Genomic DNA, 19,112 nt, shown 5'->3' on the forward strand with positions numbered 1-19,112 from the left:
GAAAAATGTCTCAGTACCGTGTCCAGAACCCAGCCAACAACGAAATCGTTGAAACCTTCGATGCGCTAGATAATGCTGCCATCGAGCCAATCCTCGAAGCTTCGTCTGCGGCTTTCACAGAGTGGTCTACGACTCCCGTCGCAAAACGAGCAGAGATTGTAGCCAAGGCAGCCTCACTGTTCGAAGAACGCAAGGATGAGCTCGCCGCCATCATTGCTGAAGAGATGGGCAAGCCTCTGCCTGAAGGCGTCGAAGAAGCCGAGTTTTCATCTGCCATTATCCAGTACTACGCGGATAACGCGGAAAAGTTCCTCGCGGATCAGGAAATCCCCACGGAGGCTGACGGTAAAGCGTATATTCGCCGCCGCCCCTTCGGACCGCTGCTCGGCATCATGCCGTGGAACTTCCCGTACTACCAGGTAGCGCGATTTGCAGGTCCCAACCTTGTCGCTGGAAACACCATTATCCTTAAACACGCGGAGATTTGCCCGCGTTCTGCTCTGGCGATCGAAAAGATCTTTCTCGATGCTGGCGTTCCCACAGGGGTTTATACCAACGTCTTTGCAACCCACGAGCAAATCTCCACCTTTATCGCCGACCCCCGCGTTCAGGGAGTTTCCCTTACCGGTTCCGAACGTGCTGGGGCTATCGTTGGCGCTCAAGCTGGCGAGCACCTCAAGAAAGCCGTACTCGAGCTTGGTGGTTCAGACCCGTACATCATCCTCGACACGGACAATGTCAAAGCTGCAGCTGAGCTCGCTTGGGGAACACGCATGTACAACACTGGCCAAGCCTGCAATTCAAACAAGCGGCTCATTGTCGCAGAAGACATTTATGACGAGTTTGTTCAAGAACTAGTCAATCTTGCGCAGCACATGGAGCCGGGGCTGCCAGATGCTGCCGGCGGAACTGTGTATGCTCCGCTTTCTTCCCGTAGCGCCGCAGAGAATCTCAAAGACCAGCTCGACCGCGCTGTTTCAGCCGGCGGTCAATTGTTGGTTGGCGGAGAGCTTTCTGATGAAGGAGCCTACATCTCCCCAGCAGTAATCACAGATATTCCCCGTGGCAGCGATTCCTACTACGAGGAGTTCTTTGGTCCTGTAGCCACTGTCTACAAGTTTAAGACCGATGAAGAAGCACTCGAGATAGCGAATGACAATGTTTTCGGACTCGGAGCAGCGGTGTTCTCTCAAGACTCCAAGCGAGCCCAAGCTATTGCTGAACGCATCGATTCTGGAATGAGCAATGTCAACACCCCGACTGGTGAAGGCCCTGAACTGCCGTTTGGTGGTGTCAAACGTTCAGGTTTCGGCCGCGAACTTGGCTCACTCGGTATCGAAGAATTCATCAATAAGCAGATGTACTTCATCGCCAACTAGAAATAGTTAAGCCCGAAACCACTTGGAGGAGAGGTTTCGGGCTTATTTCTAGCTAAACGCCTGCTCCCCCGTCAGCACGCGCCCCAGAATCAACGTGTGGATCTCATCGGTGCCCTCGTAGGTGCGCACTGATTCCAGGTTGGCGGCGTGGCGCAGCGGCGAGTAGTCCGCGGTGATACCGTTGCCGCCCAGGATGGTGCGGGCTTGGCGGCAAATGTCGATGGCGGTGCGACAATTAGCCAGCTTGCCCACCGAAATCTGGTAGGGCTCCAGCGTGCCTGCATCCTTGGCGCGGCCCAGGTTCAGTGCCAGCAACTGCCCCTTGTTCAGCTCCACCGCCATGTCCACCAGCTTCTGCTGGGTGAGCTGGAAGGACGCCAGCGAGCGGTCGAATTGCTTGCGCTCCTTGGCATAGGCCAGAGCCGCCTCCAAAGAATCACGAGCAGCGCCCAAAGCGCCAAAGCTGATGCCGAAGCGAGCCTCGTTCAAGCACATAAACGGACCCTTGAGCCCTGGATGCTTGGGCAGCAGTGCATCAGCAGGCAGAGTAACGCTGCCCAATTCAATATCGCACTGAATGGAAGCGCGCATGGACAGCTTGCGGGTAATTGGGGTGGCGTTAAAGCCTGGCGTAGACGTCGGCACGATGAACCCGCGCACGCCCGCTTCCACCCCGGCAGCCGCCGCGTCCTCCTCAGAAACCTTCGCCCAGATGATGGCTACCCCAGCAACGCTCGCCAAACCGATCCAACGCTTCGCACCATCAATGACCCATTCACCAGAGCGGTAGCGCGCCACCGTCGCCATGCTTGCCGGGTCCGAACCGGCAGTCGGCTCCGTCAACCCGAAGCAACCGATGACTTCACCGGCGGCCATCTTGGGAAGCCACTGTTGCTTTTGATCCTCCGAGCCGTGCTTATAAATCGCCGACATTGCCAGCGATCCTTGCACCGATACCACCGTGCGGATACCGGAGTCCCCTGCTTCCAGCTCCTGCATGGCTAGTCCGTATTCAACCGCGGAGCACCCGGCGCAGCCATAGCCTTCCAGATGCATTCCGAACAGACCGGCCTCCGCGAGCACCGGGAAGATCGACTCTGGCAGCACCGCATCCTCGTACCACTGCCCCACATGCGGCCGAATGTGTTCATCCACCAGTGCGGCAACGCGGTCGCGGGTAGCTTTTTCTTTTTCACTCAGCAGAGCATCGATTCCCAGAAGATCTGTCATGGCATTCTCCTCACGATTCGAGCAACGAACCACAATTCGTATGTATAGTAGTGTGCATCACTCTACCCGCTTGCCCCAGGAGGAACAATGCGCGCGCCCGCCAACGCCATCCCGATACCCCTCGCCTTGCGGTGGTCCGACCAAGACGCCAACGCCCACGTCAACAACGCCACAGTGGTCACCCTCCTGGAGGAGGCGCGTGTCCGTGCAGCCGCCACTCTCACCGATCCCGTCGCCACCGATTCCTATGCTCACGTGGTGCGATCCCTCGAAGTCCAGTATGACGCCGAGCTCACCTACACCGATTCCATCGAGGCTCGCGTGTGGATCTCCCGCATCGGAAACACCTCCTATCAAGTCGCCCACGAACTCATTCAGGATGGCACCCCGTGCGTGTTTGCCACAGCGACGCTGGTACTTATCGACGTCTCCGCCCGCCGCCCCATCGCCCTGCCGGACGAACTTATCGAGCGCCTGCGTGCCCATTTTTCCGAATAACCATTCACTGCCCTTTTAGTTCAGAAACTCAGTCATCACTCCCCCACGCTTTCCCACCACGAAGGAGCACAACGCTCATGATTTCCACCCGTGTTACCGAGATGCTTGGCATCGAGCATCCCATCATCCAAGGCGGCATGCAGTGGGTCGGCCGTGCCGAACTCGCCGCAGCCGTATCTAACGCCGGTGGCCTCGGCGTCGTCACCGCGCTCACCCAGCCCACCCCGGAGGATCTGCGCCACGAGATTCGCCGCACCCGCGAGCTCACCGACAAGCCTTTCGGCGTCAACCTCACCATGCTCCCTGCAATTACCCCACCGCCCTATGCGGAATACCGCGACGTCATCATTGAGGAAGGCGTGAAGATCGCAGAAACCGCCGGTAACAACCCCAAGGACCACATGCCGGCTTTCAAGGATGCTGGCATCACTGTCATCCACAAATGCACCTCCGTGCGGCACGCGCTCAGCGCCCAGAAAGTCGGCGTGGACATCGTCAGCATCGACGGCTTCGAATGTGCCGGCCACCCTGGCGAGGATGATATCCCGGGCCTCGTCCTCATCCCCGCCGCCGCCGACCAACTCGACATTCCCATCGTGGCCTCGGGCGGCTTCGCGGACGGCCGCGGGCTAGCCGCCGCACTGGCATTAGGCGCCGAGGGCATCAACATGGGCACCCGCTTCGTGGCCTCCACGGAAGCCCCAGTGCATGAGAACGTCAAGCAAGCCATCGTGGAGCGCAGCGAGCTGGATACCCAGCTCATCCTCCGCGAATTGCGCAATTCCACACGCGTGGCCAAGAATGCCGTGAGCGATGAGGTGGCCGAGCGCCTCGCCCAAGGCGCTGATTTCGAGGATATCCGCCACCTCGTCGCCGGTAAGCGCGGCCGTGCCGTCTACGAGACTGGTGATTTGGATGCCGGCGTGTGGACCTGCGGTACCTCGCAGGGACTTATCCACGATGTCGCTCCGTGTTCTGACATCGTCTCTCGCATTTCCGCCGATGCCGCACGCATCATTTCCTCCCTCACCGAGCTTGTTAAGGACTAATCCATGACCGACGCCATCCTCACCCACCGCGAAGGCTCAGCGCTCATAGCCCAGATCAACAACTCCGCGCGGCGCAATGCCATTGCCAAGGAGCATTGTCTCGCACTCTCTGCAGCGCTTGCCACCGCCTCCCAAGACCCCTCCGTCCGCGCCCTCATCATCACCGGTGATGAGACGGCCTTTTGCGCCGGCGCGGATCTGGTCGCCGCCGCACACTCAGCAGCCGCCGCGCAGGCCGCGGGAAAAGCTCCTAACCCTGCCGAGTCCACCATGCTGCCGCAGCTCAATGCGCTTGTCACCGAAATCCAGGCCGCCGAGATTCCCGTCCTCGCCGCCGTCGAAGGCGCGGCCGCTGGCGCAGGTGCCTCGCTAGCCTTCGCCTGTGATCTCATCGTCGCTGGTGAAGAATCCTATTTCACGCTGCCTTTCGGCAAGATTGGCCTCATCCCCGACGGCGGCGTAAGCCTCACCGCGCTCGCCTCCGTCGGGCGTCACCGCGCACTTGCACTGGCACTTCTCCAGGACAAGCTCGGTGTCGCCGAAGCGGAGGCAGCTGGGATCGTCGCCCAACGCGCGCACCAGGGCCACGCCCTCGAGGCCGCGCTGCAGCTAGCGCAGCGCCTGCACATCGCGCCGCGCGATGCCCTGGCCAAGGCCAAGGAGGCCATCAACCGCACAGCCCTAGGGCAGCTCGATGAGCAGCTCGCGTGGGAGGAGCCCACGCAGTACGCGCAGATGGATTCGGACGGGCACAAGGAAGGCGTCATGGCTTTTCTGGAGAAGCGTCCCGCACGCTTTGATTAGGGCCAGTTTTGACTAGCAGAAAACTGCCAGGGAGAGCACAAGGTGATTCCAGCGTCGCCCGCCATACTTTGTCTTGTGCGTTTGAGAGAGCGCATGCGAGAGAGAGAACCCCTCACCCTCCAGAGGGCGGCCAATGGCTGATAGTTGGAGGGACTTGATAGAGACGCCGTTGGGCCCCTCCCCGAGGAATCGGAGGACGGGGCCCAACGGTGTTTTCACCTAGTCTGGTTCACATGAACTCCTGCTCAAGCGGCTCCAGCGCCCTGGACCTTCACTCCAGTGCCACCGCCCACGCCATGGAACTCCCTGGCGCCACGCTGACGCATCCTTTTGGACCAGACTGGGACGTGTTTAAGGTGCGCGGCAAGGTCTTCCTCCTTCTCACTGCGGTCACTGGCCGCCAGCAGGCCATCCTCAAGGCCGATCCCCTGGATGCAGAAGCGTTGCGTAGCGAGCACTCCTTCATCACGCCCGGCTACCACATGAATAAGAGACATTGGGTGTCGGTGCACCCAGCTCCCCAGCTGACCCCGAAACTTCTGGCCGAACTCGTGACGGACTCGTACCGCCTCGTAGTAGAAAAGCTCCCCCGTTCACAACGCCCCATCGATCCCTCCACCTTTGGATAGAGTTGCCGCTATAAACATTTGCGGCCACCAACCCCGAGCTCTTAGGCTTGATCACGTGACGGATTTTGACCTCATCGATGAGACCATCGCGGAATACCGCCGCTTCGAGCGCGCCCGCGCGCGCTTCGATACCGAAGCACGCCGCGAGTACGGCATCACCGGTTCGCACCTTTCGCTCCTCCGGCTCATTGATAAGAAGAGCCCCATTCCCATCTTGCAACTGCGCAAGGAGCTGGGTTGGCAGCCCGCCACCATCGGGCAGGCGGTCAAGCGCTTGGTGCGTGACGAGCTCATTGCCATCGACGATGATCCAGAGGACCTGCGCCGCCGCCTGTGCAGCATCACCGAGGAAGGCCGGCGCTTCCTGCTCCACGTCCCCCTCACCGGCCCGGCGCGCCTGCGCACCTATGAGTTCAGCGAGGAAGAGTTAACCACCATGAAGCGTGGGTTCGAGACCGCGCTGAAGGCTTTCGGGTATGTGCCGTGGAGTGATGAGGACTAGCGCGGATGACTAGTGCAGGACCGCGCTAGGGGCCTAATCCTCCCCGCAACCGTTTTCCACGAGGCGCTGCGCCACGTGCGCCAGCACGTCCAGCCCAGCCACGCAGTCTTCCTCCGTGGTGAATTCCTTTTCGTTGTGTGAGATGCCGTCGACGGAGGGGATGAAGAGCATGACCGTCGGCACCACCTCCTTGAGGTTGGTCGAGTCATGGCCGGCCACCGTGTAGATCTCCTGGTGCGAGTAGCCCAGCTCCTCCACGACCTCCTGGGCGAGCGCCACGCCGGCTGCTGGGTAGGGGTTGAGTGCCCACTCGTGCGTTGGGGATAGCTCGACCGAGGTGCGTGATTCCTCCTCTGCTTCGGCGATAATCTCCTGCAGGCGCGCTTGGGCTTTCTCCAGCACCTCCGTGGAGGGTGAGCGCACATCCACGTTGAAGCGCACCTCGCGGGCGATGGTCACGGGCGAGTTCGGCTCCAGTGTTAGCTGCGAGACCGAAGCCTGCAGCTGGCCTTCGGCGAATTCGTGGGTGAGGCGCTCTACTGAAGCAATGATGAGGGAGGCGCCGAAGAGCGCATCCTTCCTATCGGCCATCAGAGTGGAACCGGTATGGCCCTGCTCACCGGAGACCACCGCCTGGAATTTCTTCGCACCCCACGTGGCGGTAACCAGGCCAATCGTGTTGCCGGCAGCTTCAAGTTCCTTACCTTGCTCGACGTGGATCTCCGCATAGGCCGCGAGCTTCGGGGCTTCACCGCGCGGGGACCAACCGGCTTCCTCCTGGGCCTGCGCCACAGTGACGCCGGCAAGGTCGGTGGCGGAGTGGGCGCGATCAAGCGCCAGCGTCCCCACGAACACGGAACTGCCCATCATGGACGGCGCAAAACGCGAGCCCTCCTCGTTGAACCAGTTGATGACCGCCAGGTTATAGCGTGCCTTGGCGCCCGACTGCGCCACGCGCCCGGCAGCATGGGCTGCGGCCAGCACGCCATAAGCACCGTCGAAACGGCCTGCCAAGGGCTGCGAATCCAGGTGTGAGCCCAGGCCCACGTACTCGGCGCCGGGGGCGAGCTCAAAGAGCCCGTATTGGTTCCCGATCTCGTCATAGATGACGCGCGCCCCGAGGGACTCTAGGACCTCGTGGAACCAGGCGCGGTTGAGGTTATCGCCGGCACTGGCGGCTTGGCGCTCCACGCCACCGCCCGGAGTGGCACCGTTGGCGGACATGGCTTGGAAATCGGCCAGGAATTGTTCGTTGGTGGTTGCTCGCATGTCTACTCCTTAAAAGCTTCCGTAGCGCAGCTCGCCGCCCACGATGGTGGCGGCCACGTCGATGGTGGATAAATCTTCAGTCTGCAGCGGGTCCTGGGAAAGCAGCACGAAATCCGCCAGCTGCCCAGGCATTACCTGCCCCTTGCGCCCGGCCCAGCCCGTCGCCGCGGCCGAACCGGCGGTATAGGCGTAGAGCGCCTCGGCTGGGGTCAGACGATCCTTAGGCCCGTAGTCCCGGCCCGAGGCGGTGCGCCGCTCCACGAAGGCTTGCATGACCTCCAGGGGCACGCCTGGTGCCACGGGTTGATCGGAGCTGCCGGGGAGGATGAGGGAGGCGTCGAGAAGCCGCTTGCCCGGGTAGCTCCACGCGGTGCGCTCTGGGCCGAGGGCATCCGCCATCGCGTCACCGAAGGCCTGAATGAACAGCGGCTGTGGCACCACCACGATGGGCTTGCCGCGCAGGCGCTCAATCTGGTCGGGGCGCACCACCCCGCCGTGTTCGATGCGGTGCGGCATGGCGGGCACGCCATGCTTGTCGACGGCCTCCTCCAGCGTCTCTATCGCAAAATCTACCGCTGCATCCCCAATGGCGTGGATGGCCAGTGACCAGCCAGAATTCGCCGCTTGCAACGCGCGGGTGAGCATCTGTTCTGGGTCACCCTGGAAGTAGCCGTGGTGGGAGCAACAAGCATAATTTTCACTCAGCGCGGCAGTGGTTCCCAGCAGGGAGCCATCGCTGAAAATCTTCACTGGCCCGATCTGCAGCCACTCATCGCCGAAACCGGTGCGCAGCCCGCCATCCAGTCCCCAGCCGGTCCCGTCGGAGGCGTGTCCGGAAATCTCGTGGAGCACATCCATGGTCACCATCACCTGCATGCGGGTATGCAGGGTGGCGTTCTGATAGGCCGCAATCTCGCGCGGGCTGTGCCCAATCCAGCCGCCAGCCACACCGGCATCCGTGACAGAGGTCAGTCCACGTTCGAGGTAGCGGCGCGTGGCCAGTTCCAGGGCGCGGGCAATCTCCTCGCCGGATTCCGGCAGTGTCACCTCTTGGATAGCGCGCATAGCGTTTTCGTCGAGCAGCCCAGTGCAGTGGCCATCGGCATCGCAAACGAACTCGCCGCCTTCCACCTCCGGCGGGTTGGCGGGGTCAACGCCTGCCGCGTGCAGGGCCGCGGTGTTGACCGTATAGGCATGACCCGAGTTGTGTTTGATGAGCAGCGGAGCCCCGCCGGTCACGCGGTCAAGCTGCTCTATCTCCACCGGCGCATCCAGCCCGGAGGGGCGAAACCCTGCGGCCACTACCCAACCGTCGGGGTTGGGCTCGGCCTCGTGCAATGCAGAGTAGACATCCTCTGGCGTTGTGGCCTGGGAGAGGTCGACTTCCAGCAGCGTTTGGCCGAACCACACGGTGTGGGAATGCACGTCATTAAAACCAGGGCTCAGCGTGCGCCCGCCGACATCGCACACCTGGTCAGCTGGCAGGTCACGGGCGGCCTGCCCCACTGCCAGGATGCGCCCGTTGGCAAAGGCCACCGCATCCGTGACTGGCCGCGCAGGGTCTTGGGTCAGGATGTGGGCGTTGTCGATGCGCGTGATCATGCGTCCTCCTGTGTTCTCCTGTTTCTCCGACGAACTGCACGCGGTGCGTGCTGTGTCTGCCCCCACAGGTTAAACGTAGAAGTGATACGCCTCTCCGCATTGAGGGCAATTCACCAGTGACCACCGTGTAGCGTTGTGCACATGCACGAACAACGCTGGCACGATATCGTTGCGGAGGTCCAGGGCACCATCCCCCGGCTGGTGGAGGATTTCCTCACCGCCTTTAGCCGCTCAGGGCGCTATGGCGACTCACTAGTGAGCGAGGACGAGCTACGCCTTACAGCCTTTGAGGTCCTCGCTCGCATCTCCGATGTGCTGGTCGGCGCGATGGATGAGGAGGAGCTGCGCGCCCACGCGCAGAGCCTGGGTCGGCGGCGCGCACACCAGGGTGTGGAATTAGCAACGCTGATCGACGCCATCCAGCTCGACTTCACGGTCCTCTGGGAGCATTTACGCCGGGCCGCCGGCGCGGACCAGGAAGTGCTCATCGACCACGTGACCCAGCTGCATTCCGTTGTGACGATGTACAACCTGGTGGTACGCGACGCCTACCGCCTAGAAGAAGCGCGCGGGCAGCACGACGTGCACCGCGCCCACGCCCGACATTTGGAAAGGCTCTTTGCGGCCGAATCACTGGGCACGCTCGGCATTGCGGAAATCACCCGCGCGCTCAACCTGGATGCCGATTGCCACTTCGATGTCGTGGTGGCCCACCCCACTGCGGCGGTGGAGTTGCGCGCACTTCTCGACGAACCCATCTCCTCCGGCAAGGCCTTCGGCCACGGTGTGCGCGGGATGTTTGTGGCCTTTTGGCCCAGTGAACAGTGCCCCATCAGCCATTCCACAGGACGCAGGACCAAAGAGTTGGCAGATATTTCCGGGGTGCTCTTTCGCAACGTCACCGGACTAGCCGGAGCGCGCGCGGCTGCACATCAGGCACCACACATCTTCGACGCCACCGGGCCGCTGAACCAACTCACCGTAGCGCCCGATGCACTCTGGGCCGTCGCCGGGGATGCCCTCGCAGACTTCACCGCCAGCGGCATGACGGAGCTCACCCAGACAATCGCCGAGTTACGGCTTCACCACGCGCCGCTCTACCTGACCATCACCACCTACCTGGACTGCGGGTCCATCAAGGATTCCGCGGAAGCGCTGCACTGCCACCGCAATACCGTGCTCAACCGCCTACGCCACGTCAACGAACTCACCGGTCTTGACATCACTCGCCCAAAGGATGCCGCGCGAGCTTTGCTAGCACTCCATCGCACTGCCCGATAGCACTTGTGCACAGACACAACCACAACACTCAGTCAGTGGGGCAATGCATAGAAAACTCTCCACCCCATTCACCCCAAGGTGACACGCACCTAATGTTCCATAGAAAGGTAATGCATTTCACATAAGGAGCACCTCGATATGACTACCCATGCAGCGCCGGCCGCCTCGGCCCAATCCGGCGCCGAGGAAATCAAGGTCGACTCAAAGGACGTCTTCCGCATCGCCAGTTCCGCATTCGTCGGCACAGCCCTCGAATGGTATGACTTCTTCCTCTTCGGCACCGCCGCCGCGCTCGTCTTCAACGAACTCTTCTTCTCTGGAATGTCGGGCACCGGCGCCACCCTCGCCTCCTTCGCCACTTTCGGCGTAGGCTTCCTCGCCCGCCCACTCGGCGCGGTTATTTTCGGGCAAATTGGCGATAAGATGGGGCGCCGACCAGCCCTTATCATCTCCATCGTCGTTATCGGAGTAGCCACCGGAGTCATTGGCCTCCTGCCCACCTTTGACAGCATTGGCATCTGGGCACCTATCACTCTGGTCATCCTGCGTCTGCTCCAGGGAGTCGCCGTCGGCGGCGAATGGGGTGGTGCAACAACCATGGCTATCGAACACGCGCCGGCAGAAAAGCGCGGCCGTTACGCAGCCTTCGTGCAAATCGGCTCCCCCGCCGGTACGTTGCTCTCCTCCGGCGCCTTCGCGCTTGTACTCATGCTCGATGATGACGCGGTGAGCTCATGGGGCTGGCGCGTTCCCTTCCTCATCGCCTTCCCCTTCCTGGCAGTAGCACTGTGGATTCGCTCGAAGGCTGAGGAATCCCCGGTGTACAAAGCACTCGAAGAGGAGGCCGAGGCAGACGAAGCCGCGCACCAAGGCTCTCTGAAGGAGCTTTTCACACAACACTTCCCACAACTATGCCTCGCCTCTGCGGCAGCCTTCCTAGGCATCGGCGGGTTCTTCGTCATGAGCACCTACGTCCTCTCCTATGCCACAACCACGCTGGACTTCGAGCGCCAGACCGTCGTGAACGCCACCCTCCTCGGCGCTGTGTGCCAGATCTTTATCAACATCATCTTCGGCCGCCTCGGCGAAAAGATTGGCCCCGGTCGCGTTATCGGATACGGCGCGCTTGCCACCGCCATCATGGCGTGGCCGCTGTGGGCGATGATCGATACCGGCCATGCTGTACTACTCACGCTTGCTGTTTGCATTGGACTGTCCCTAGTTACAATCACCTATTCCGTGTCGGGCGTCCTACTCTCAGAGATCTTCCCGGCTAACGTCCGTTATTCCGGGGTGGCCATCTCTGCCAATATCGCCTCCGCAGTATCGGGACTGCTGCCTTTCCTCGCTACCGCGCTGAACGCCTCCAATGACACGCCTAGCTCTACACCGGGAATTATCATCCTGGCCGCCACCGCGCTCATTACAGCCTTCGGTGGCTTCGCCGGCGAAAGGCACCGCCGCGAGGACGACGTCACCATCGTCGACTAATACACAACCGCTCATAAGAAAAATAAGTTGGGACTCGGCGCCGCAAAGCAAGCTATGGCCTTGCCGGTCTCATCCTCATTCCAGCACTGGCGTCCTACGGCATGGCCATATGGAAAATCATCAACGGCGCCATTCCTGAACCGCTAACACTGTCCGGCACGGCCGTAGCCGCCATGCTCATCAATCTGCTCTGCGCGGTGTTATTGCTGCAACTGCGTCACGGCAGCGCGCTCACGCGCGGTGCTTGGTTGGCCGCGCGCAACGATGTTGCCGCCAACATTCTCATTCTTGGCGCCGGCCTTCTCATGCTGGCATGGGCAAGCCCGTGGCCGGATATCGTAGTCGGCCTCATCATCGGCACCATTAATCTGCGCGCCGCGGCAGAGGTCTTCGAGCAAGCCCGTTCGGAAGACCCGGAGATCGAAGAAGAATGACGCAGCCCCTTTAAGAAATCCCTTAATTCAGAAGCCTACGGCTGCGCCCACATCCCTGCCCCCTCAGGGCCAAACCACCCGCCGCCCATCCCCGACGCGCCCCTTAAGCACCCCTCGATGGGGTCATTCTTTAGTTTGTGAACGAACGGTCAAAGAGACGTTTTCCCAGAATACGGTCTACTGGGACAAAACCAAGGTTGGCGCAAATTTCTTAGTGAAATGTTCACGTCAGACCCACCCGATCGAAATGTACTTCCATGGGTAAAAATATTAACAATTCTAAGGGTGCGCGATCCTGAAAAGCGTCTTATCGTTGCAACACGTCACGCACTGGGCACAACAGCGCTCCTACAGCGCCACCGCAGTGCGTCACCACATTGCCCCAAAAATTTTCATCCAGGAGAACAACAATGACCAAGCGTCGTCGCACCGCCGGCCTCATCGCCGGCCTCGCGATTGCAGGCACTGCCCTCATCGCGCCGGCTGCCTCCGCAGCTACCCAGACCGAGTCCTACCCGGAGACCCCGGCCGTGAACGCCAAGCTACCCATCGTTCACACGTCCCACGGGTCCGACCACATGAAGGCCAACGTGCTCAACCCGCGCCCGGTCTGCAACCCGTGGGAGGACCACCGCACCGTGGTCTACAAGGTGACCGATAACTTCATGCCAGCAGGCACCATCTCCACCACCAACCAGACCAAGAAGGACATCCCGCTGCAGCAGGACCTGTCCAAGTCCCAGTCCATCACCTTGTCCGTCAACGGTGACCGCACTGAGACCACCTCCATGAACGCAGGCGGCAAGGGTTCCGGCAAGAACTCTGAGGGCTCCTTCGGCGTCTCCCACGAGATTGCTACCAAGCTCGGTGCTTCCGCGTCCTACTCCCTGTCCTGGGAGGCTGGCCAGTCCATCGGCCCGTACGATGTTCCGCCGAACCACACCGGTGAAGCTACCTACGGCTTCCGCGTTCTAAACATGACCGGTACCCAGCAGTACTGCAAGCCGAACGGCACCTGGTCCACCCCGACCTTCTGGTCCGCAATGCAGCCGATGAAGAACGAGGTTCGCGTCAAGCTCTACGACGACATCGCTGATTCCTACGCTCCGAACAAGGACGCTCAGAACACCACCGATGTCAACGACCCGAAGGTTGTTGAGGAAGAGAAGTCCCCGGAGGCTGACGCCGAGGTCATCAAGGACAACGAGGTCGCTCCGGAGGAGAAGGCCGTGTCCGAGGCTGAGGGTAAGAAGGAAGAGGAAGCCGACAAGAAGGTCCAGGAGGACCTTGATAACGGCAAGACCGATGAGGCCAAGCAGAAGCTGGACCTGAAGCCGGTTCTGACCACCTCCGGTGCTAAGCACGCTGGTTTCGCCGGCACCGTTGCTCTCCGCCTGGAGAACGTCGGTACCGAGCGCTACTACGGCGACTTCCCGGCTGTCCAGTACCGCGTTGACGTCAAGACCGCTGAGGGCCCGAAGGGCGTTGACCGCCTCATCACCCCGCGTTCCTCCAACGGTGCGCACATCCGCGACTTGGGCTTCGATGAGAAGACCTCCACCCGCTCCTTCGAGGTCACCCTGGCTAACCCGATTAACGCTGGCGAGAGCGCTCGCGTTGCCAACCTGGACTTCGGCGACGGCAACACCAAGGAAGGCCGCCTGAAGAACTACATCGAGGTGACCCAGATTTCCCGCCTGAAGGGTGATAACTCCACCGACAACGACCAGAACGTTGACTCCCGCGAGATCACCGTCAAGGACACCGGCAAGAAGGCTGAGGGCCTGTTCTAAGGAACACCCCACGCCCGCTTCACAGAGAGTGCAGCCCGCCGGCGCTTAGTCCGGCAGTGAGAGAGTGAGAGGAAACCCCCGACCGTGCGGTCGGGGGTTTCCTTATGCCTTGAACACCGCCGTTCCCGCGGACCTGTCAACGCAGACGCTTTTCGCGCTCCATGGGTAGTTGGCTATTGTGAACCAATGCATTTCTCTCGCACCGCACTAGCGGGCCTTCTTTCAGTGGGGCTGATCCTTTCCCCCACTCACGCTCAACCGGCGCACGCACAGGCGCCAGATGCGATGAGCAGCGATATCGCCAACATCGATCAACACTCCAGTGCCCTCGATCCCATAGCCCTAGGCCCACTAGCTCCAGTACTCTTTGCCGATAATATCTTCGCTGCCTGGGGGAAGTTACTTCAGCAAGTGAGAATCCCGACGGTCGCACCAGAAGCTACGCGCCCACCGGCGACCACCGCACCGGCACAACTGCGCGAACTGCGGCATATCCAAGACAACGTGTGGGAGCTTAAGGCCTATTCACCGGCCATGGACCGCGTGATCACCAACGACATCATTCTTCCTCTGGGAGGATTAGAGAATACTCAGCCTCGCCCGACCTATTACCTGCTGGGCGGCGCCGGCGGAGGCGAGGACGCACTGTGGTGGGACGGTGGCGGAGCTTCCGAGTTCTTCCGCGACAAGCACGTGAATGTCGTATCACCCCGCGGTGCTTATGGCTCGATGATGTCCGACTGGGCGCAGCCCCATGACACCCACGGAAAATACAAGTGGGCCACCTATCTCACCAAGGAACTCCCGCAGCTTATCGACGCCAAGTTTCACGGCAACGGCCGCGACGGCATCGCGGGCGTGAGCAACTCGGGCGGCCCAGCGCTGGAGCTTGCCACTTTTGATCCGCGGTTCAAGGTTGCTGGTTCCTTCTCCGGCTGCCCTTCGACCACAGGTATCCTCGCGCAGTCCTTCGCATGGGTAAGCGCGGCTTTCTACGGTACGGACCCAGCTCGTTCTTTCGGCGCGCCGTGGGATCCGGCGTGGGCGCAGCATTCGCCGGTTCTCAACCTCGATCACCAAAAGGGGCGGAAGACCTTTGTCATCGTCTCCCGCGGCGGCCCGGCAGACTTTGATGTCGATATTGAGGACTCACCGCTCCCAGCCTTGGGACTCAACGAACGCTTGGATTACTGGTGCAGTTCCTTTTACGCCAAGCGTGCCACCGCCGCTGGCGTTGATCTTGACTACTACGAGCTTCCGGCCGGGCGCCACACGTGGGGGCTCTTCCGCCGGGAGCTAGCCATCAGTTGGGCCACGGTGGGCCCGGCACTCGGCGTGGACTAGCACCGTCAATCACGCGCACAACTACATCGCGTGAGCTCTAGATCACCACGCACCGCGCACGTAAAATCAACATTCATGAATGTCATGGACACTTGGGAGCCCACGCTGGGCACCGGACCTCTATTAGGAATTGCGGTGGCGGCCATCGCCGTCATCCTCATCCTCGTCATCCACTTCAAGGTGCACGCCTTCGTCACCCTTGTCACGGTTTCCGCGCTCACCGCTTTGGCCGCCGGAATCCCGCTGGATGGCGTGGTTCCCACCATGACGAGCGGCTTCGGTTCGACTCTCGGTTCCGTAGCCTTGTTGGTGGGCTTGGGCGCCATGATCGGGCGCTTGGCAGAGACCTCCGGCGGAGCCAAAACGCTTGCCGACGCCCTCGTGAAACTCTTCGGCGAGGCCAAGGCCCCTTTGGCACTCGGCGTGGCTTCCCTCATCATGGGCTTTCCCATCTTCTTCGACGCAGGCCTCATGGTGATGCTGCCGGTCATCTTTGCCGTCGCCAGGCGCCTGGACGGCCCAGTCTTGGCCTATGGCATTCCTGCGGCCGGTGCTTTCTCCGTCATGCACGTCTTCGTGCCACCGCACCCAGGCCCCGTCGCAGCAGGTGAGTTCTTCAGCGCGAACATCGGTCTGATCCTTATCTTCGGCCTCCTCATCGCGTTGCCCACGTGGTATCTCTCCGGCTACCGTTTCGGGCTTCACTTGGGCAAGAAGTACCCCTACCGCCTTGAGGAGGCCATAACCGGTGCGCTGGTCAGCGATGCCGAATTGCCGGATCGCCCGGCCTCCCCGGCTTCAGTAATCAGCATCCTGCTCATCCCCATGGTCCTCATCTTTGGCAATACCGGGTTGACCACCTTGGGCACGGCTGGCGTTGTCGATCCTTCCGCCGCCTGGGTGCGCTTCTTCATCTTCTTAGGCCAGACCCCGATCGCGCTGATCATCACCACGCTTGCGGCGATGGCCGTGCTGGGCCTGCGCCGCGGGGAAGGCAAAAGCGCCATTGAGAAGACCATGGAGTCTGCGCTCGGCCCAATTTGCTCCGTCATCCTCATCACCGGTGCCGGAGGCATGTTCGGCGGGGTGCTGCGTACCAGCGGCATTGGTGATGCCCTCGCGGATTCTATGTCCGGCCTCGGCGTCCCCGTTATCTTGGCCTGCTACCTCATCGCGGTCGCCCTGCGCCTGGCGCAAGGCTCAGCCACCGTTGCCCTCACCACGGCCGCCGCGCTCATGACGCCTGCAGTGGAGGCCGGTGGCTTCAACGAAATCCAACTGGTCCTCATTACGCTGGCCACCGCGGCTGGCTCGGTCTTTGGCAGCCACGTCAATGACTCGGGCTTCTGGCTCGTGGGCCGCCTCATGGGCATGGATGTGTCGACCACACTGCGGACGTGGACAGTAAACCAGGCACTCATTTCCTCTATTGGCTTCGGCATTGTCCTTATCTTCTACGGTGCTGCCGCGCTGTTCTAGGCCTGCAGATACTCGGCCGCCGCGGCGACCAGCTCCTCCTTCTTCGCTCCCCTCGCAACGTGCAACATTTACGTGCCTTCATTGACATGCTGGAGGCGTCTGGCAAAAGGCATCAGTCATAAGGCGTTTTCACGGCTGAAAACGCCATTTACTTATCGCAGATGGCGTTTTTAGACCCAAAGATGCCTTTTGCCAGATGCCTTCTGCAGGACGCCCTTCAGACTTAGGCCATTTTAGTGCGGAACAATCCCACCCCACCGCCGAACAACACCAAGTAGCAGTGCAAGAGTGGCGTTGCTCATCCACCCATGACTTAAGTCAGGAAGCACCAGCTAAGCCCGCAAGTACTCGGCCGCCGCGGCGGCAAGCTTCTCCGGGGTGGCGCTGACGTCCAGCACCACTCCTGCTTCTTCTGGGCGCAGTTCCTCCAAGGTCTCGAACTGCGAATCAAGCAGGGATACAGGCATGAAGTGTCCGGAGCGTTGGCTCATGCGCTCTTTGAGCAGCTCATAGGAGCCGTGCAAGTGCACGAAGACCGTATCCGGCGCTGCGGTGCGAATGAGTTCGCGGTAGGAATGCTTGAGCGCGGAGCAGCCGACGATGGCTCCATTTTCTTGGTCTGCGAGGAAGCGCCCGATGGATTCGAGCCAGGGTTTCCGGTCATCGTCGTCAAGCGCCTGTCCCGAGGCCATCTTCTCGATGTTCGCTGCCGGGTGCATGTCATCCCCGTCCTGGAAGGGAAGGCCGGTGTGCTGCGCCAGCAACTCCCCGACCGTGGACTTACCGCAGCTTGAGACTCCCATGATCACAACGTGCTTGTGCATCATCCTCCTTCACACGCCACCCGATTTTATGCGCTACGCACTACGTGACGTAGCGCGGTTCAATACGGCGCGGCTTAGCCCAGCGGCGCGTAGCCAAAGTCACCGCGCTGCACCTGACTGCGGGCATTCCGGTCGAAGGTTGCGCACAAGGCAGCCGCCACGTAGCGCACACCGCCTGCCGGCGAAGAGGAGCCGACGCGCTCGGCGCAGTTCTCCAGGGCTGGCAGGCCGATACTCTCCCCAGGCGAAGTCATGGAGAAGAAGGACGCGGCCATCATGGTGTTGCCATCGGCGCGCACGTACTCTGAGGAGCCCTTAATAGCCTGCCAAGCAATCGCCCCGACGGGATCGGTGCGGAACTGGTCCCGCTCAGTTTGGGTCAGTTCGGCGTTAGCAGCAGGCACGGACAGTGTTGTGATGAGTAGTGCTGCTGTTGCAGCAAGGAGAGGAAACTTTTTCATAGGAACACTCTATCTCCCGCGCCACAGTTTTTCTCGGTATTGCCGGCCTCGGCTTAACTGATGACGCTGCGCAACTGTCGAATCTCGGCAGGCCCCACACGGCAACAGCCGCCCAGCAAGCTAACGCCTGCAGCCTGAAGCTCCACCGCTGCGTCGGTCAGGTTCATAGCACCGACGGGAGCAGGACGCCAGTCGCAAGCGCCGTGGTCCCAGTTCTCCCCGCTGTTGGGGCAGGCCAGAAGCGGCTTATCGGTGCCGCTTCGCAGTTGCTTCACCACCGCGCATGCCCGTGATGGGTCGACGCAATTTACGCCCAGAGCTCCCAGCCGCGGCAACTGGTTGGCAAGCTCAATAACCCGCGAGAGCTTCTCGGGGTCCGCCGCGATGGCGCCGGTAATACTCAGTGCGAAGGGCTTAGGCTGCTCCTCAAGGAGCTCGAGCAATGCGGCCGCCTCCTCGACGTTGGGAATGGTCTCCGCAAGGAGGAAGTCGGCATCAGTATCCGCGAGTACCGCTATCCTGCGGGCATGCCAGCGCTGTAGCTCACCGCGACGCAGATCATAAGCACCGTCATAGTCCGTCCCCTTCCCCGGACCCGCGCCATAGGGGCCGATGGATGCAGCGACCAGCAGATCACCATGGGCAGTGCGCTTGTCGACGGCCACTCGCACCGCCTCACGGGCCACTGCGACGCTGCGGCGAAGAAGCTTCTCCGCTTCTTCACCAAGCACATCGAAGGTGACTTGGTAGGAGGCCGCGGTAGCAACCTGCGCGCCGGCGGCGAAGAAGTCCACGTGCGCAGACTCAATGAGCGCGGGGTTCTCCCGCAACACCCGCGCCGACCACAGCGGGCCAGAGATGTCATGCCCCTGGGCTTCAAGGTGGGTTCCGAGGCCGCCATCGACAAGCATCGGCGCATCACACAGTGCCATGACGCACGAGCCTAGCAGCGCACCGTGCCCGCAAGGTCCAGCTCGACAACAGGAAGTTGTTATAGCTTCGTTATTTGCTTGAGATTGGTGGACTCCCACCGCGTCAGAACC

At 61.3% G+C, this 19,112-nt stretch carries 18 protein-coding genes; 12 read left to right on the forward strand and 6 right to left on the reverse strand.

Going from position 1 to position 19,112, the window contains the following annotated elements; translation table 11 throughout:
* Positions 1–5: 5 nt before the first annotated feature.
* Positions 6–1,379, forward strand: a complete 1,374-nt coding sequence (locus HMPREF2781_RS02820; protein WP_070644262.1) for an NAD-dependent succinate-semialdehyde dehydrogenase — start codon at positions 6–8, stop codon at positions 1,377–1,379.
* Between the two features lie 48 nt (positions 1,380–1,427).
* On the opposite strand, the gene HMPREF2781_RS02825 is transcribed toward HMPREF2781_RS02820, so the two are convergent.
* On the reverse strand, positions 1,428–2,609 hold the full coding sequence (locus HMPREF2781_RS02825) for an acyl-CoA dehydrogenase family protein (protein ID WP_070644265.1): 1,182 nt from the start codon (positions 2,607–2,609) through the stop codon (positions 1,428–1,430).
* An 87-nt stretch (positions 2,610–2,696) separates the two neighbouring features.
* Between HMPREF2781_RS02825 and HMPREF2781_RS02830 the strand changes: the two genes are divergently transcribed.
* The 5 genes from HMPREF2781_RS02830 (at position 2,697) to HMPREF2781_RS02850 (ending at position 6,091) form a co-directional block, all read left to right on the forward strand.
* A complete protein-coding gene (locus tag HMPREF2781_RS02830; RefSeq protein ID WP_070644268.1) occupies positions 2,697–3,107 on the forward strand; it encodes an acyl-CoA thioesterase in 411 nt (136 codons plus the stop codon).
* A 77-nt stretch (positions 3,108–3,184) separates the two neighbouring features.
* Positions 3,185–4,156: an NAD(P)H-dependent flavin oxidoreductase gene (locus HMPREF2781_RS02835; protein ID WP_070644270.1), complete on the forward strand. Its 972-nt coding sequence runs from the start codon at positions 3,185–3,187 to the stop codon at positions 4,154–4,156.
* A 3-nt stretch (positions 4,157–4,159) separates the two neighbouring features.
* A complete protein-coding gene (locus HMPREF2781_RS02840) occupies positions 4,160–4,960 on the forward strand; it encodes an enoyl-CoA hydratase-related protein (RefSeq protein WP_070644272.1) in 801 nt (266 codons plus the stop codon).
* Between the two features lie 233 nt (positions 4,961–5,193).
* Complete coding sequence (locus tag HMPREF2781_RS02845; RefSeq protein ID WP_236659315.1) at positions 5,194–5,589, forward strand: MmcQ/YjbR family DNA-binding protein; 396 nt, start codon at positions 5,194–5,196, stop codon at positions 5,587–5,589.
* Positions 5,590–5,644: 55 nt separating this feature from the next.
* The gene (locus HMPREF2781_RS02850; protein WP_070644274.1) at positions 5,645–6,091 is read left to right on the forward strand and encodes a MarR family winged helix-turn-helix transcriptional regulator; all 447 of its coding nucleotides are present in this window, start codon (positions 5,645–5,647) and stop codon (positions 6,089–6,091) included.
* 33 nt (positions 6,092–6,124) lie between these two features.
* Here HMPREF2781_RS02850 and HMPREF2781_RS02855 read toward each other — a convergent pair whose 3' ends face one another.
* Both HMPREF2781_RS02855 and HMPREF2781_RS02860 read right to left on the reverse strand, forming a co-directional pair.
* The gene (locus tag HMPREF2781_RS02855; RefSeq protein ID WP_070644277.1) at positions 6,125–7,360 is read right to left on the reverse strand and encodes a M20 family metallo-hydrolase; all 1,236 of its coding nucleotides are present in this window, start codon (positions 7,358–7,360) and stop codon (positions 6,125–6,127) included.
* Positions 7,361–7,369: 9 nt separating this feature from the next.
* Entirely contained in the window at positions 7,370–8,962 is a 1,593-nt protein-coding gene (locus HMPREF2781_RS02860; RefSeq protein WP_070644281.1) for an amidohydrolase, read from the reverse strand.
* Positions 8,963–9,103: 141 nt separating this feature from the next.
* Between HMPREF2781_RS02860 and HMPREF2781_RS02865 the strand changes: the two genes are divergently transcribed.
* From HMPREF2781_RS02865 to HMPREF2781_RS02890, 6 genes are all read left to right on the forward strand, one after another.
* Complete coding sequence (locus HMPREF2781_RS02865) at positions 9,104–10,243, forward strand: helix-turn-helix domain-containing protein (RefSeq protein ID WP_070446273.1); 1,140 nt, start codon at positions 9,104–9,106, stop codon at positions 10,241–10,243.
* 138 nt (positions 10,244–10,381) lie between these two features.
* Complete coding sequence (locus tag HMPREF2781_RS02870; RefSeq protein WP_070644284.1) at positions 10,382–11,734, forward strand: MFS transporter; 1,353 nt, start codon at positions 10,382–10,384, stop codon at positions 11,732–11,734.
* Positions 11,735–11,835: 101 nt separating this feature from the next.
* Positions 11,836–12,168 (forward strand): cation efflux transmembrane domain-containing protein, encoded by a 333-nt coding sequence (locus HMPREF2781_RS02875; protein ID WP_070644287.1) that lies wholly within the window; start codon positions 11,836–11,838, stop codon positions 12,166–12,168.
* 410 nt (positions 12,169–12,578) lie between these two features.
* Positions 12,579–13,961, forward strand: a complete 1,383-nt coding sequence (locus HMPREF2781_RS02880) for a hypothetical protein (RefSeq protein WP_070446277.1) — start codon at positions 12,579–12,581, stop codon at positions 13,959–13,961.
* Positions 13,962–14,147: 186 nt separating this feature from the next.
* Positions 14,148–15,305 carry an alpha/beta hydrolase gene (locus tag HMPREF2781_RS02885; protein ID WP_070644289.1) on the forward strand — a complete coding sequence of 386 codons (1,158 nt, stop codon included), beginning with the start codon at positions 14,148–14,150 and terminating at the stop codon, positions 15,303–15,305.
* 84 nt (positions 15,306–15,389) lie between these two features.
* Positions 15,390–16,784 carry a GntP family permease gene (locus HMPREF2781_RS02890; RefSeq protein ID WP_070644292.1) on the forward strand — a complete coding sequence of 465 codons (1,395 nt, stop codon included), beginning with the start codon at positions 15,390–15,392 and terminating at the stop codon, positions 16,782–16,784.
* 332 nt (positions 16,785–17,116) lie between these two features.
* Here HMPREF2781_RS02890 and HMPREF2781_RS02895 read toward each other — a convergent pair whose 3' ends face one another.
* The 3 genes from HMPREF2781_RS02895 to mmuM form a co-directional block, all read right to left on the reverse strand.
* Positions 17,117–17,608 carry a gluconokinase gene (locus HMPREF2781_RS02895; protein ID WP_070644295.1) on the reverse strand — a complete coding sequence of 164 codons (492 nt, stop codon included), beginning with the start codon at positions 17,606–17,608 and terminating at the stop codon, positions 17,117–17,119.
* 74 nt (positions 17,609–17,682) lie between these two features.
* Entirely contained in the window at positions 17,683–18,069 is a 387-nt protein-coding gene (locus HMPREF2781_RS02900; protein ID WP_070644297.1) for a hypothetical protein, read from the reverse strand.
* Between the two features lie 53 nt (positions 18,070–18,122).
* On the reverse strand, positions 18,123–19,001 hold the full coding sequence (gene mmuM / locus HMPREF2781_RS02905) for a homocysteine S-methyltransferase (RefSeq protein WP_070644300.1): 879 nt from the start codon (positions 18,999–19,001) through the stop codon (positions 18,123–18,125).
* Between the last annotated feature and the right edge of the window lie 111 nt (positions 19,002–19,112).

The sequence above is a fragment of the Corynebacterium sp. HMSC062A03 genome (assembly GCF_001811145.1).
Lineage (GTDB): Bacteria > Actinomycetota > Actinomycetes > Mycobacteriales > Mycobacteriaceae > Corynebacterium > Corynebacterium aurimucosum.

What these genes read in the sequence shown, in the direction of transcription:
- HMPREF2781_RS02820 (WP_070644262.1), top strand. Translation starts at nt 6, where the DNA reads ATGTCTCAGTACCGTGTCCAGAACCCAGCCAACAACGAAATCGTTGAA.
- HMPREF2781_RS02825 (WP_070644265.1), bottom strand. Translation starts at nt 2,609, where the DNA reads ATGACAGATCTTCTGGGAATCGATGCTCTGCTGAGTGAAAAAGAAAAA.
- HMPREF2781_RS02830 (WP_070644268.1), top strand. Translation starts at nt 2,697, where the DNA reads ATGCGCGCGCCCGCCAACGCCATCCCGATACCCCTCGCCTTGCGGTGG.
- HMPREF2781_RS02835 (WP_070644270.1), top strand. Translation starts at nt 3,185, where the DNA reads ATGATTTCCACCCGTGTTACCGAGATGCTTGGCATCGAGCATCCCATC.
- HMPREF2781_RS02840 (WP_070644272.1), top strand. Translation starts at nt 4,160, where the DNA reads ATGACCGACGCCATCCTCACCCACCGCGAAGGCTCAGCGCTCATAGCC.
- HMPREF2781_RS02845 (WP_236659315.1), top strand. Translation starts at nt 5,194, where the DNA reads ATGAACTCCTGCTCAAGCGGCTCCAGCGCCCTGGACCTTCACTCCAGT.
- HMPREF2781_RS02855 (WP_070644277.1), bottom strand. Translation starts at nt 7,360, where the DNA reads ATGCGAGCAACCACCAACGAACAATTCCTGGCCGATTTCCAAGCCATG.
- HMPREF2781_RS02860 (WP_070644281.1), bottom strand. Translation starts at nt 8,962, where the DNA reads ATGATCACGCGCATCGACAACGCCCACATCCTGACCCAAGACCCTGCG.
- HMPREF2781_RS02865 (WP_070446273.1), top strand. Translation starts at nt 9,104, where the DNA reads ATGCACGAACAACGCTGGCACGATATCGTTGCGGAGGTCCAGGGCACC.
- HMPREF2781_RS02870 (WP_070644284.1), top strand. Translation starts at nt 10,382, where the DNA reads ATGACTACCCATGCAGCGCCGGCCGCCTCGGCCCAATCCGGCGCCGAG.
- HMPREF2781_RS02875 (WP_070644287.1), top strand. Translation starts at nt 11,836, where the DNA reads ATGGCCATATGGAAAATCATCAACGGCGCCATTCCTGAACCGCTAACA.
- HMPREF2781_RS02880 (WP_070446277.1), top strand. Translation starts at nt 12,579, where the DNA reads ATGACCAAGCGTCGTCGCACCGCCGGCCTCATCGCCGGCCTCGCGATT.
- HMPREF2781_RS02885 (WP_070644289.1), top strand. Translation starts at nt 14,148, where the DNA reads ATGCATTTCTCTCGCACCGCACTAGCGGGCCTTCTTTCAGTGGGGCTG.
- HMPREF2781_RS02890 (WP_070644292.1), top strand. Translation starts at nt 15,390, where the DNA reads ATGGACACTTGGGAGCCCACGCTGGGCACCGGACCTCTATTAGGAATT.
- HMPREF2781_RS02895 (WP_070644295.1), bottom strand. Translation starts at nt 17,608, where the DNA reads ATGCACAAGCACGTTGTGATCATGGGAGTCTCAAGCTGCGGTAAGTCC.
- HMPREF2781_RS02900 (WP_070644297.1), bottom strand. Translation starts at nt 18,069, where the DNA reads ATGAAAAAGTTTCCTCTCCTTGCTGCAACAGCAGCACTACTCATCACA.
- mmuM (WP_070644300.1), bottom strand. Translation starts at nt 19,001, where the DNA reads ATGGCACTGTGTGATGCGCCGATGCTTGTCGATGGCGGCCTCGGAACC.